12 protein-coding genes are annotated in these 14,032 nt (G+C 46.4%); 7 read left to right on the plus strand and 5 right to left on the minus strand.

Annotated elements, in window-relative coordinates; genetic code table 11:
- The first annotated feature begins 1,043 nt into the window (after window positions 1-1,043).
- Window positions 1,044-1,292 carry a hypothetical protein gene (locus QT979_RS06395; RefSeq protein WP_333308758.1) on the plus strand — a complete coding sequence of 83 codons (249 nt, stop codon included), beginning with the start codon at window positions 1,044-1,046 and terminating at the stop codon, window positions 1,290-1,292.
- Window positions 1,293-1,453: 161 nt separating this feature from the next.
- Here QT979_RS06395 and QT979_RS06400 read toward each other — a convergent pair whose 3' ends face one another.
- Together QT979_RS06400 and QT979_RS06405 are read right to left on the minus strand one after the other, a co-directional pair.
- The gene (locus tag QT979_RS06400) at window positions 1,454-2,299 is read right to left on the minus strand and encodes a cyanophycinase (protein ID WP_333082903.1); all 846 of its coding nucleotides are present in this window, start codon (window positions 2,297-2,299) and stop codon (window positions 1,454-1,456) included.
- Window positions 2,300-2,643: 344 nt separating this feature from the next.
- A complete protein-coding gene (locus QT979_RS06405; RefSeq protein ID WP_015175364.1) occupies window positions 2,644-2,841 on the minus strand; it encodes a hypothetical protein in 198 nt (65 codons plus the stop codon).
- 389 nt (window positions 2,842-3,230) lie between these two features.
- On the opposite strand from QT979_RS06405, the gene QT979_RS06410 reads away from it, so the two are divergent.
- The 5 genes from QT979_RS06410 to coaBC all read left to right on the plus strand — a co-directional run bounded on the left by QT979_RS06410 (window position 3,231) and on the right by coaBC (window position 10,528).
- Window positions 3,231-5,141, plus strand: a complete 1,911-nt coding sequence (locus QT979_RS06410) for an ATP-binding protein (RefSeq protein WP_333308760.1) — start codon at window positions 3,231-3,233, stop codon at window positions 5,139-5,141.
- Between the two features lie 376 nt (window positions 5,142-5,517).
- Window positions 5,518-7,605, plus strand: coding sequence for a CHASE domain-containing protein (locus QT979_RS06415; protein ID WP_333308762.1), 2,088 nt, complete (start codon window positions 5,518-5,520; stop codon window positions 7,603-7,605).
- A 572-nt stretch (window positions 7,606-8,177) separates the two neighbouring features.
- Entirely contained in the window at window positions 8,178-8,801 is a 624-nt protein-coding gene (locus QT979_RS06420; protein ID WP_333308794.1) for an alpha/beta hydrolase, read from the plus strand.
- A 45-nt stretch (window positions 8,802-8,846) separates the two neighbouring features.
- Window positions 8,847-9,059 (plus strand): protein IsiD, encoded by a 213-nt coding sequence (isiD, locus tag QT979_RS06425; protein WP_106150386.1) that lies wholly within the window; start codon window positions 8,847-8,849, stop codon window positions 9,057-9,059.
- A 269-nt stretch (window positions 9,060-9,328) separates the two neighbouring features.
- Complete coding sequence (gene coaBC, locus QT979_RS06430; protein ID WP_333308764.1) at window positions 9,329-10,528, plus strand: bifunctional phosphopantothenoylcysteine decarboxylase/phosphopantothenate--cysteine ligase CoaBC; 1,200 nt, start codon at window positions 9,329-9,331, stop codon at window positions 10,526-10,528.
- 16 nt (window positions 10,529-10,544) lie between these two features.
- Here the strand turns inward: coaBC and QT979_RS06435 are convergent, their stop codons facing one another.
- The gene (locus QT979_RS06435) at window positions 10,545-10,925 is read right to left on the minus strand and encodes a transcriptional regulator (RefSeq protein ID WP_333308766.1); all 381 of its coding nucleotides are present in this window, start codon (window positions 10,923-10,925) and stop codon (window positions 10,545-10,547) included.
- Window positions 10,912-11,256: a type II toxin-antitoxin system RelE/ParE family toxin gene (locus tag QT979_RS06440; RefSeq protein WP_333284034.1), complete on the minus strand. Its 345-nt coding sequence runs from the start codon at window positions 11,254-11,256 to the stop codon at window positions 10,912-10,914. The genes QT979_RS06435 and QT979_RS06440 overlap by 14 nt, the downstream gene beginning before the upstream one ends.
- Before the next feature lie 154 nt (window positions 11,257-11,410).
- On the opposite strand from QT979_RS06440, the gene QT979_RS06445 reads away from it, so the two are divergent.
- Entirely contained in the window at window positions 11,411-11,884 is a 474-nt protein-coding gene (locus QT979_RS06445) for a hypothetical protein (protein WP_333308768.1), read from the plus strand.
- Between the two features lie 531 nt (window positions 11,885-12,415).
- On the opposite strand, the gene QT979_RS06450 is transcribed toward QT979_RS06445, so the two are convergent.
- The coding region (locus tag QT979_RS06450) for a cadherin-like domain-containing protein (RefSeq protein ID WP_333308770.1) at window positions 12,416-14,032 on the minus strand (1,617 nt) is incomplete at its 5' end.

Here is a 14,032-nt window from a genome sequence, read left to right on the forward strand (position 1 = left end):
GGGAGTTGGCCGAGTGGATTGTCCAAACTCTTCGCCCATCCACAGCATCGGTATTCCTAATGCTGTGACTAACAAAACCGGGCGTTGCTGATTTACGGTATGAAAGGCTAAATATGCAAGTCATAGAAACCAGTATCTACAAAGCTTCGGGATTTTAAACTTATTTTTTTCATACCCTGATTAAGCAACGCCCTGAATTTTAGTGCGGAAATAACCTCTGTCATCTTTTTCTAATAATTTTTTTTCCCATTGGGAAAAAGAGCCGAGCAGTGTAGCTGCTTTGTTTTTGGGAGCGAAGAGTTTGAATTCAATTGCAGCGGCCACGAATATCTGGTTTGCAGAACTTATCAGTGTGATTAGTATTGATTTTTACAATTTGGTAAATCTGTCGCCATCGTTCTTAAGATTTACACCTGTAACTCTTATGTTGTTAGGTACTTATAGGCGCACCCGGAGGGTTTAGTAGTAGACACCCTAGCGATTGAGTAAGGTGCGCCACTAAGCAGCCGGAGGCCAGATTTAAATCAATCAAAAATGTAGTTAAAGTAACTAAAAAATATTAAGGGCTGTTTATGAAAAGTAATTTAACTTTTGATAACTAAATAAATCGTGGTCAGAGTTTAATATTTGTAACTAAAGGAACATTTTTTCGCTAACAGAGCTAATACTGTAGAAAGATGTCATTTTAGGCGGAAATAGCGAGGATGTGATTGTAATTATAAGGCAAGGAAAACCACAAGAATGAATGCTTTATTCAACTGGATTTTCGCGCCATCGACTTTAAGCCAAGTTTGAGCCGAGAAGAGCAATGATTATTTTTGCTTATGTCTTGGCAGCAGTTGTTTTATAGTTTTTGACTGGCAAACTTGGCAGAACCGAAATCAGCTTTAACGACTGCTGCTACCTCAGTAATTGGTAATTGGTGAAAATCTCATTCGTCCCTGTTACCCGTTAGATATTCCGAGCAGTGGCTCTAAAGCTCTAAAAGTTTAATTGGGGATGTTGGCGAATTACCGTTACTGTAATACTCTGGAGTGTTAAAAATGCTAAAACAAATGTGTTGGTTGCCCAGACTCGGAGGCAAGGGAGAAAAGATATTGCACTTACGCACCGATGCCCGTCAGGGGTGGCGGTCTTATACAGCTTTTCCGCAGTTCGCTGTACCCGACTACCGGGAACCGGGCGGTTCTAAGGGATGGGCAACATATCAAAAGCTGAGAACTCAAGGGTGGAATTTAATATCGACCGCAGAAGGGCAGCAGTCGATTTTTGGCGAACAGAAAAGTGCTTAAAAAACCCGAAACCGCAGCAATAAAAGAAGAGGTAAAATCCTCTTCTTTTTATTACTGATGGACAGATAAACTGGGTTTTTAAGCATCCTACTTGGTAGAATGGGTAAGGTGTGCAGTGCTCACCTTACATAATTTTAAGATGTTTGCCAGTTGCAAGTAAATTAGGCGATCGCCCTTTCTTTCTCTGCTGTAGTTGCTACGTTATGGAGCACCGGCTGGCGAGTTTTCAAGTTAAACCGGTATCCGTGGGGGAGTATGTGCAACTTAGCGCCGCAAATCGCCAAAGCCTCATCCTTCAAAAGTCCCTCTACATTGTCGTGGAGTTTTTCCGACTCGTCGATGACAGTTACAGCGCTTTCGCCAATGACTTCCAACTCGTCACCGTGGACTAAAATAGCTGTATTTTCGTCAATACCAAATCCCAACACGGCAGGTTGCAGCAAGAGTGCCGAAACTAAGCGTCCCAGACGGCCTCGCTGGGCGAAATGCTGGTCTATGACAACTCCTGGAAGGAAACCCATTCCCGGACCCATTGCTACCACATCAACGCGGGGATTTGTCTCTGAGTCTCCTTCAATAATCATCATGTCTGGCATCATTGCCGCGCCGGCGCTGGTGCCACCAACAATCGCCCCTTCCGAGTAGCGTTTGTGCATAGCTGCGTCGAGTTTGGTGTCTTTCAAGCAGCTAATAATCCGCGCTTGATCTCCGCCAGTAAAGAATATGCCAGTGGCTTGTTCGATCGCTTCTAAATAATCTGGATTGCTGGCATCTTCGGGTCTCTGGGTGTCAACAACTCGCACATCTTCAGCGCCAAGTCGCTCAAACACTCGGATATAATTATCTCCTACTTCTCCCGGCAGGCTTGTGGCAGCAGTCATCACTACAATGCGCGCTTTAGTGCCTCCGGCGCACCGCAAGAATTCCCGCAGAATTTTGCAGTCGCCCTCTTTGTCTTCCGCGCCACCAATAATTAGCAACTTCCCCTGGTTTTCGTTGCTCGCCATATTATCTCCACTTTTAACTTATTAAATTTCAATAAAACACAAAATTCCTTTTTCCGAAAACTGCCAAAAGGTATATATAGATACAAAAAAATCTCCGGTTTCTACCACTCTAGAACGCACACAGCAAGGGTGATATGGGAGTTTACTCATCCTCGACGATCCACGAAACAAACTTACCCCTCCTAACAGGAGATAGGAGGGGTCAAGAAATGAGCTTAAATTACAGGGCCCACGCGCGCGCGGTGATCAATCCGGTTTCTGATCCGATTCTTCGCTAATCCTCCTCTGATTGCTCGTAGAAATCGGGTTGATGAGCGTAAGTCCTCAATTAGTCCGATCGCCCGTTAGTGCGATCGCTCGATCAAATTGCTCAATATGGTACTCGCCCGTTCTAAAGGTAGGTGTCTGGGTTTTCCGTTCCAGACAATCTGATATTCGTTGCTGTTTTGACCATCGCCGTAGCCAGAAATTAGCTTCCGGTGAAATGCTTCCTCAGCTAAGTGGTGAACTTTTTCCCTGAGAGCAGTTTGTGCGATCTTCATAATTTGCTGCCTCTTAAATTTTCTTTCACTGTCATAAACAATTATAAGTACACAGTGTACCTCTCAAAAGTTATAGCTTTTTTTTGTAAGGGGGGAAAGAAGTAGTCGTTAGTCATAAGTGCTTAGTTATCTATGCTTAGTTATCTATGCTTAGTCATCTATGCTTAGTTAGATGTTGAAGGAAGAAGGAATATTTTCCTACTCTCACCCTCTCCCCCTCTCCCCCTCTCCCCATCTCCCCTACTCTCCCACTCCCCCTATAGGGCAATACTGAAGGCAGAATTGTTGGGAGTATTTATCTCACTGCTGGAATATCTATGCCCGCAGGTAGTATCCCATGCACCGACTATAAAGTTACCGTAAAAAATTAGCTCAAAGGAGGTTAGAAAATGCTGCAAGAAAAAACCACTGAAACAGCCCGCGTCAATGCTCGAAAAACCGATATTTTTGATGTTTTCAACTTCAAACACTATATCGGGCCCAACCCTTATTTAGACACCGCGGCTTTAGTTTTTGATTTAGCGGTGACGGGCGGGAGCGAACCTTTGCCGATCGCACATTACCAGGAAATTATTAGCGATCGCTACCCGCAATTCCTGCACGAAACTTTCTTGAACCATGCCCAACTGTTCGGCCGTACCGCCTCAGAAGTAGCAAAACTCGACATGGGTTTGCATTTTCAACACTGGAACATCAAGCCGTTTTCTCAGTTTAACAGAATCAGCATAGAAGCACTTCACGCCCGCACTGCCAGAGCAGTAGTGTACGCAGTTTGGGATTGGTTTGAAGCCATTAATCAAAATCAAGACTTTCCCTTGGAAGCACAAATTGGCGCGCTGCAAAATATGTTCCGGCAGTCAGTTTACGGAGGCCCGACAGTTTATTCGTTAATGCGATCGGCATCCCAAAAAGGCATTCCCGCATTTTATTTGTGGGATGAAGGACTAATGCAATATGGGTACGGCAAAAAACTGGTTCGTGGCTCTGCAACTACCTTTGATTCTGACAGCCACTTAGACTCAGATTTTACTACGCGCAAAGACGATTGTAAAGCTTTTCTTGCTACATTAGGATTTCCTGTTCCCAAAGGCGATATCGTCTCCACAGAAAACGGAGCTCTGGCAGTTGCTAGAGAAATTGGCTACCCAGTTGCTATCAAACCAGTAGTCGGTCATAAAGGAATTGGCGTAACAGCAGATGTCCGGGATGCCGAGGAATTGCAGGCAGCTTTTAAAAGAGCAGTTAAGGCTATTCCCGAAACCGATCCGGTGCGAGTAATTGTGGAAAACAGCATCAAAGGATCGGATTTTAGGCTGCTGTGCGTTGACGGCAAATTTGTTTCTGCAACTGAACGCCGACCCGCTTGCGTAACAGGTGATGGCGACTCAACAATTCGCGAATTGATCCGCCGTGAAAACCGCAAACCAGAACGTTTGGATACGCCAACTTCGGCGATGAGCAAAATTCAGTCCGACGAAGCGATGGAAATGTATCTGGAAGAACAAGGGCTGTCATTGGATAGTGTGCCAAGTAGCGATCGCACTGTGTATCTACGCAAAGTCGCTAATCTTTCCGCAGGCGGCATCAGCATCGACGCTACCCGCACCATTCACCCGGATAACATTGTTTTGGCTCAAGATATCGCCCTACATTTCCGGTTAACTTGTTTGGGGATTGATGTGATGACAGAAACTCTCGCCAAATCTTGGAAAACAGGCAATTTTGGGATTATCGAGATCAATGCCGCGCCGGGAATTTTTATGCACCTCAACCCCGCTGTCGGCGAAGGAGTTGATGTGCCTTTGCATATTATCGAAACTTTCTTTGAATCGGGAAAATCCGCCAGAATTCCGATTATTACTTTCAACAGAATTTCGGTACATGACCTACAAGAAACCATCGACCATATTCTGTTGCAGCATCCCGATTGGACAATCGGTGCTGTTTGTCGCGGTGGACTTTTTGTTAACCGTTCTGAAAAAGTTTTGAATAAGAATTACCATCTTAACGTGCAAAGTTTGCTACGGAATCCCAAGCTCGATTTGTTAATTGCTGAATATCCCGAAGATATTTTGGAAGCTGAGGGAATGTTTTATCGGGGCAGCAATATGGTGGTGCTAGATAATCCGGGAGAAACTGAGATGATGTTGGTTAGAGAAAGCACTGATGACGATACTGTTGTGGTGAGGGAAGGAAATAGTATTTCTATTCGCCGCCAGGGGTTGATCGAACAGTATGCTCTGGGGGATGATGAACCGTTTACACGGGTTTATTTGAAGGAAATAGGGACTGTTTTGTAAGCGGTTCCACCTTTAAGTTGGCTTTGTAGGGCGGGTATTGAGTACCCGCCCTACCAGATCAAGGTTTTTTCTCGTTCCCAGGTTCTTCCGGGGAAGGAATTTGGGAGGGCCCAGATGGGAACTGGCTTAGTTACACTTAGTTACACTTAGTTACAATTCCTCAGTCGTGGATACACTATTCGTAAAAAGCCGGTTTCTTCCCAACTTTCTCGTTACCAGACCAATATTTTCGTAGAAACTGAGTTGCTCAGGGTAAGTCTTATTCCTGCGATCATAAGTTTTTAGACAATCTCGTTTCTGCGCTGCCCTTCGTGCTATCAAGGAATTTCACAAGTCCTTAAACGAATTGCACTCCGGTAGCAGAAGGTGTGGGAATATGAATGTTGCGAGCAATTGGTTTAATTCGCTGACCGAAAGTTTACAGTCGCACCGTCGCTACATTCCAGCAGCGCTGACTCTTTGCACAGGGACGAGTTTGTCATTGGCAGCCGCAGCCGTTGTGTGGCATTCGGAAAACCAACGAATGCAAGTTGAATTTCATCAGCAAGCCGATCGCCTGAATGTGACATTGCAGCAAAGCATCAATAAAAATTTAGAAGTTCTGTACTCACTTGAAGGATTCTACAGGGCATCTACTGAAGTTAGCCGACAAGATTTTAAGCAATTCGCTCAACCTGCACTTGCCCGAAATACTGCTATACATTCTGTTAACTGGATTCGGCGCGTGCCGGCTGCCCAAAAAGCAGCTTACGAACGGACAATTCGAGCCGCCGATTTTCCCGCATTTCAAATTTATGAACGAACTCCTGACAAAAAGCAAGTCCAAGCAAGAGTGCGATCGGAATACTTTCCCATTATTTACAGAGAAGCATTAGAAGAAGATAACAAAGTGATCGGTTTTGATGTTGCCTCCAGCCCCGATCGCAAATCAGCTTTAGAGAAATCGGTGAATACCGGGAAAATAGCGGCTTCGGCGCGGATTAGATTAGTCAGCAACAATCAACCGGGATTGCAAGTATTTCTACCAGTACACCGCCGTACAACTTCTGCTGATAACTCCGTTAACGGCCGCCAAAACCTCATGGGAGTTATTGCGGGTCTGTTTCAGATCACGAGTATGGTCGATTCCTCTTTAGAATCGCTAAATTTAGACAAGATTAATTTTTACCTCTATGACAACTCTGCTATAGAGAAAGAACGCTTTCTGGTGCGCTACGACTCACAAGCTAAGCAGTTGATAGATAACCCAAAACACGAAAAGCCAGAGTTAACTAATTTGCTGGGAAAAATCTGTCAATATCCGAGTGCTTGCACTCGCCTATTTAAGGTAGCAGACCGCCAGTGGAGGCTGCTAGTTTTGCCTGGAAAGGGGTACAACAGTATGAGGACGCATCAGGGTTCGCTGGCAATTGGCGCGATCGGGCTATTGATGACTGGCAGCTTGACGATTTACCTGTTGATGTCTCTAGAACGTACTGCAAAAGTAGAACAGCAAGTGTACGATCGTACAATTCAACTAAAACAGCGCACTGCTGAACTAGAAACAGCACTAAAAAATTTGCAGGAAGCTCAATTTAAACTAATCCAAACTGAAAAAATGTCCAGCTTGGGGCAGTTGGTGGCTGGAGTTGCCCACGAAATTAACAATCCTGTCAACTTCATCTCTGGCAACCTAATCCATACAGGCGCATATACTCGAGACTTGCTGAAACTTGTGGAAATATACCAGCAGCAATATCCGAACCCAACGCCCGAAGTGCAAGCGAAACTAAAAGAGATTGATTTGGAGTTTATCAGTGAAGACTTGCCTAAAATCCTACAATCTATGAATATGGGAGCTGAACGTATCAGCCAGATCGTGCTTTCTCTGCGGAATTTTTCGCGCTTGGATGAAGCTGAAATGAAGTCGGTTGACATTCACCAAGGCATTGACAGCACCTTGATGATTTTGGAGAGTCGGCTGAAACCAAAAGCTGATTTTTCGGGCATTAAACTCATCAAAGAATACGGAAATTTGCCATTAGTGGAGTGCTGGGCGGGACAATTGAATCAGGTATTTATGAATGTCTTGAGCAATGCTATTGATGTTTTATCTGATACCGAAAATCCAAAAAAGCTCGAAAACAAAGCCTCCAATTCTGCATTTTTACCTACTATTCGGATTCGCACTGAACTTTTAAATTCTAATTGTGTATGCGTGCGAATCGCTGACAATGGAACGGGCATGACGGAGAATGTCAAAAAACGTTTATTCGATCCTTTTTTTACTACCAAGCCTGTGGGCAAAGGTACTGGCTTGGGATTGTCGATCTGCTATCAAATAGTAGACAAGCATCACGGTTCGCTCAGGTGCGTATCGGCTCCGGGAGAGGGAACTGAATTCTTGATTGAGGTGCCGGTGCGGCAACAGTTCGAGCAATCTCTTTCTAAGGTTTCACCTGCGGTAGGTGTCAATCGATTTTAGATTTTAGATTTTAGCTTTTAGATTTTAGAATTGGGGATAAATTACTGTTTAATGGTTTAGGTGCCTTCTACAGTTGCAGCTTTTCTGAGAACTAATATCAAGTGAAATTAGGTGAATAAATTGGTAGAAGTTATTTTTTTTTAAAATAGTTTTTAGGAGTGGGAACCGGAGAACTCGATTGACATATAGTAGTTCTCAAAAAAGTTCGTGGGCGCGTGGGTTTTCGGTGTTCGGTAATCGGTAATCCGGAAAAAGGTCATCATGAAAAAGCTTGCTGTTCAAAAGCAGGGTAGCGCCATTATTCATTACCCATTACCCATTACCAGACATACCTCACTCTTAATGAGACTGGGCTATATATACCTAGCGAGAATTTGGCTTGCATTCCTGTGAAAGATGCTCGCGGTGCTTAGGTTGCACCCTACAATTAACAGTCAACTGTCCTGAGTTATAGTTATTGCCAAGCGCGTCTTAATTTATAGTTAAATATCGCCCAAAACAAATATTTGGGGTTTTACCCGTCGTGACAATTTATAATTGTAGCGATGCCAGATTACCAATTACTAACTACGATGTCTTTACAATTTATTAGCATTCCGCCAAAAACTGATCGCAAACCTGTCGCTTTGATTGTCGCTTTACATGGATGGGGTGCTAATGCTCGGGATTTGACTTCCTTAGCACCCTTTTTCAATTTGCCGGATTATCAGTTTCTGTTTCCCGATGCCCCATTTCCTCATCCCCAGGTAACAAGCGGCAAAGCGTGGTATAACCTTCAAAGCAAAGACGCTCAGGGATTGGTAGAAAGCCGGCAATTGCTGAGGGAATTTTTGCTGTCTTTGGAAAGCACCACGGGCGTGCCTTTGTCTCGCACGATTTTAGGCGGCTTTTCTCAAGGCGGAGCGATGACTCTAGATGTGGGATTGACTTTGCCCCTAGCTGGTTTAATTTGTCTGAGTGGTTATTTACACCAGATTTCGCCAGTTGCGGGGAGTGTTTTGCCACCTGTTTTAATCGTACACGGTACTCAAGATACTATTGTTCCCGTTAGTGCTGCTGTGCGATCGCGCGAGAGTTTGACAGCTTGGGGAGCTGCGGTGCAGTATCGAGAATTTAACATGGGACACGAGATTCTGCCGGAAGTTATAGATGTAATGCGAAGTTTTGTTGTAGAAACTGTGTCGAAATCTGATTAAAGGTTTAGTATATAGTATGGCGGAAGTCTCGGGCAGGGGAAAAAAATGAAAACTTTAACCAAAGCATCGCGCGATATTGCTGTACTTACTTCTCAGGACGTGGCGGAATTGGCTGTCCGTTTGGAAGTTGACGATTATACAGATCCTTTTGAGGGATTGAATGATTGGCATTTGTTGCGATCGCTTGCTTTTCAGCGGCCAGAGATGGTTGAACCTTATCTCCACCTTCTGGATATGGAAGCCTACGACGAAGCATAGACTTAAAAATCTAGCTCAAAATTTTCTACGGGATTGAGGAAGAAGTTAGCAGCATATTTTGTTGCAGATTAAACAGATGAGTGAGGGATTTTAGTCTGTTTTTATCTTAATTTCTTTCTTGATTCTTTTTTATGGCTGAAGGATGAAGGATGAAGGATGAAGGATGAAGGATGAAAGAATGAGGAGAGGCGATCGGGCAATTCTCCGCAATGGTTTCAGGAATTCATCAAGTTCTCATAACCTCGAAGGTTGCTGTATTACCAAAAATCATGAAGGGCAGACGAATTTTAATCGGCGTTAGTGGCGGGATTGCGGCTTACAAAGTTTGCGAAGTAGTTTCAACTTTAGCGAAAGCTGGAGCGGAAGTTAAAGCTATTCTTACTGATGCGGCTGGGGAGTTTATAACGCCTTTGACTTTTGCTACTCTCTGCCGCCATCCTGCTTTTACTGACAAAGATTTTTGGCAACCAAGTCACGGGCGTCCCCTGCATATTCAACTGGGAGAATGGGCGGAAGTTTTTGTGATTGCTCCTTTGACAGCTAATACTTTGGCTAAGTTGGCGGGGGGTTTTGCTGATAATTTGCTGACTAATACTGTCTTAGCTTCTAGTTGCCCAATTTTGCTGGCACCGGCGATGAATACGGATATGTGGGAACAGCCGGCGGTGCAGCGGAATTGGCGGGAAGTGTTGAGTTATCGGCGCTATCATGCTGCGAATCCGGGGGCGGGTATGCTGGCGTGCGATCGCGCGGGTGTCGGCCGCATGGCAGAACCTTATGAGATTTTGCCTCATATTGAATCGCTGTTGTATGCGAAGGGCGATCGAGATTTGGCGGGCATTAGGGTGTTGATCAGTGCGGGAGGAACGCGGGAACACCTCGATCCGGTGCGGTTTATCGGCAATCCTTCCAGTGGCAAAATGGGCATAGCTTTGGCGCAAGCTGCACAGCACCGGGGCGCGACAGTGACGCTGGTACACAGTATAACTGGGGAATTGCCGCTCTCAGGTGTGCGGGCGATCGCAGTTACGAGTGCAGAAGAAATGCGGGAGGCGATGCTGCAATGCTTTCACGATGCGGATTTGACGGTGATGGCGGCGGCCGTAGCGGATGTGAAGCCGGCTGAGTACAGTAGTGAGAAATTGCCCAAGCGATCACTCCCGAATTGTTTACCGTTGGCACCGGTAGCGGATATTGTGGCAGAGTTGGGAAAATTGAAACAGCCGCACCAAAAATTAATCGGGTTTGCAGCACAAACTGGGGATATTGTCAAGCCTGCTTTGGAGAAATTGCGAGCGAAGAAACTGGATGTAATTGCCGCAAACCCGATCGATCAAATAGGTGCAGGTTTCGGCAGCAATACCAATCAAGCAATATTAATTAATGCCGCCGGCAAGCAAGTAGAAATAGCATCTTGCAGCAAGCTAGAAATGGCTCACCGATTGTTAGATTTTGTGATGAAAGGGTGAGGGCGAAATTTACTCATTAACTGGGATTAATTACTACTGGTTCGGGCGATAATTCTGATTCCCCAAAATCCGTTGATTCCGAGTCAGCGGGTAACTCAATATCTGCGACAGTAATTTCTAGTTTAAATCCTAACGCTTCGAGTAATTCTACCAAACTGTAAATTTCCGAACCGCCGCTTTCAGTCAGCATCTTATCGAGTTTTTCGTGATGTTCTTTTGCTGACTCCGAAAGAGAATTTATCCTGATTTTAGCCTCAATTACCTTTCTGATGGCATTTCTCAGGAGTGCGGGTTCAGGGTCTTTTTCTTCCAATATAGCCCCGATAAAACCAGCAGCGTGTTCAGCATCTTTAAGAGATTCAATTAGGGACTCGCGGTAGCTATCACTCGTAGGCATTTTCATTTCTTTCATAGTCGGCCGAATACTCCTTCGCTTTGCGAATATCTTGTTCTTGGGTACTTTTATCCCCACTACAGAGCAGAAGCACAATTGTGGCTCCTATTTGTCTAAAATAAATCCGGTAGCCAGGGCCGTAGTTAATCCTGAGTTCGTAGACACCATCTCCTACTGGCTTATAATCCCCCAGATTGCCGAGACTAACTCGCTCAAGCCTTGCATCAACCTTAACTTGGGCTTTGCCATCTCGTAGGGCGTAGTACCACTCTAAGAAAGGAATTCTGCCATCAGGTCGGATGTAACGTCGAATTTCCCTCTCTTGTACTTCCATAATTTTATCCGAATTCATTAACAATTCCTATCGTAAGCGCGATGACAGTGCATTAAGTGGGCAAATAAATCATACTTAAGATAGAGGTATTCCAGCGACAAAATAGTAAACCTTGTTTGAGGAAACAAAGTTTAAATCAAACAGGGCATTGTGAATGAATTTTAAATCGATCGCAAAAACCAATCTACTATTCGGCAGCCTGATAATTAGCCTCGGATTGCAATCACTTCCAGCAGCAGCGCAATCAGTCACCGACGCGCAAGTTTCCGCCCTCGTAGAAGCGCTGCGACAAGCCGCCCCGCCACAAGCCGCAAATGACGGAATGTACAGTCAGTGGCAAGTTTTACCGAACAATATTTCCCGCTGGGCAAAATTCTGTACCAAACAAGATTTAACACCCCAACAATTTGAGGCCGACGCGACAAAAGCCAAATCAATTGTTACCTGTATCGTGGGCGATTTGCTGCGCGACGAATACAAAGCTAGCAGCAACAATGAATTAACCGCAGTACGCCGCGCCGCTTGCTGGTGGATGACTGGGGACTCCGCAGCTTGTAAAAGTGGGGCAACAGCTACTTATGCCGATAAAGTTATCAGTGTTTACCAGCAGCGGCGGCCTAAAAAGTAAAGTTTATGCTGGCGGAATTTAGATTTTGTTGACCGCAGCCCCTACGTTTTAGGGAATACCGGGACTCGGAATAGTAAGTTAAATACGGGCGCAAATGACTGCTGACAAATTGCAGCATCGGTGCATTCTCAAGCGTTACTTTGATGCACGGCTGATTGATAGAATAGAGCTGTCATTTGATGCACTTTGGTTGTATTAGTGGACGTGTTTTGAGATTCTCTGCCCTCTTCTCAATGGCGCGATTGCCGCTAGGTATATATCGATGAGAATCGATTGTTAAAAAGGCTTGATTCCGGCGACTCCGGTATTAGGTGTAAGGCAGCTTATCCGAGGAAAAGGCAAGCTCTGGGTTCGCCTGATCTGCCTTGATTTCATCTCACTTACACCAGGTTTGATTCGTAGCGGGACTTGAGCTTTTCATCAGAGATATTTTGCCTTGAATTGAGCGAGTCTGGGTCGAGGCAAAAATTAGGGCGGGGACGGGTCAGCCACAAGCGCTGCTGACCCGTCGCACTCAGCCGGTGCGCGGTTCTAGACTGCGACGAAATTGGATGCGGTGAGAGTAGTCGTATTCACTCCCGTCAGGACAGCTAAAACCTCACTACCCACACGAATCTGATTGCCGGAGAACGACAATTGACCAAAGGTCAAACCGCCAGTCAGACCGATTTGGTCGTTACCCAACTTGAAGTCAGTAATCGTATCAGTCCCCTCAAGAGCAGCAAATACGAAGACATCAGAGCCGTTGCCACCTGTTAAGGTGTCATTGCCGAGTCCACCCGTCAAGGTGTCTGAGCCATTGTCACCATTGAGTAAGTCGTTGCCGGCACTCCCGACTAGGAAGTCACTGCCATTGTCCCCAATCAAGGTGTCGTTTCCGGCATTACCGATGAGGCTGTCGTTACCGTTGCCGCCGTTGAGCGAGTCGTCCCCTGCTGTACCCGTGAGAGTGTCGTTGCCGTTGCCACCGATTTGAATACCGCCGACGGCGACACTGACAATAGCGCTGCTGGTGCCGCCCTTGCCATCGCTGATGCTGTAGTTAAAACTGGCGTTACCCGTGAAGTTAGTGCTGGGGGTGAAGATGACATTGCTATTAGAGAAGGTAACGCTGCCATTGACAGGATTACTTACCCCCGTCAGGCTGAGGCTATCGCCATTGGCATCGGTGTCGTTGGCTAACAGAGTTGAAGCCGCAATGGTGACGGCAGTATTTTGAGCCGTGGTAGCGCTGTCGGCGTTAGCCACGGGGGGTTGATTGGTGGGAGTCGTTCCCTGACCAAACACCACATAACTTTGCCCTGCATCACGGATGCCGTTGGGGTCGGCAAGGCGTGCCCCGATAATCAGGTCATCAAAGCCATCGCCGTTGACGTCCCCGGCGCTGCTGACCGACGAGCCTGACCAGTCATTCGCCGCGATGCCGTTAATCGCAAAGCCGTTGCTGCCGTTGAGCGTTGACAGGTTGAAGCTGGCACCAAAGCCACTGTTGCTGCCAAACACTACATAACTAGATCCTGCACCGTAGATGCCGTTGGGGTCGGCAAAGCGTGCCCCGATAATCAGGTCATCAAAGCCATCGCCGTTGACATCCCCGGCGCTGCTGACCGACCAGCCTAATTGGTCAACCGCGGCGATGCCGTTAATCGTAAAGCCGTTGCTGCCATTGAGCGTTGACAGGTTGAGGCCCGCACCAAAGCCACTGTTGCTGCCAAACACTACATAACTGGAGCCTGCACTGTTGATGCCGTTGGGGGAGGCAAAGCGTGCCCCGATAATCAGGTCATCAAAGCCATCGCCGTTGACGTCCCCGGCGCTGCTGACCGACCAGCCTGATTGGTCAGCCCTCGCGATGCCGTTAATCGCAAAGCCGTTGCTGCCGTTGAGCGTGGACAGGTTGAGGCCCGCACCAAAGCCACTGTTGCTGCCAAACACCACATAACTTTGCCCTGCATAACTGATGCCGTTGGGGTCGGCATACACTGCCCCGATAATCAGGTCATCAAAGCCATCGCCGTTGACGTCCCCGGCGCTGCTGACCGACGACCCTGATAGGTCAAAGGCCGCGATGCCGTTAATCGCAAAGCCGTTGCTGCCGTTGAGCGTGGACAGGTTGAGGCCCGCACCAAAGCCACTGTTGCTGCCAAA

The sequence above is a fragment of the Microcoleus sp. w2-18bC1 genome (assembly GCF_036700365.1).
GTDB lineage: Bacteria > Cyanobacteriota > Cyanobacteriia > Cyanobacteriales > Microcoleaceae > Microcoleus.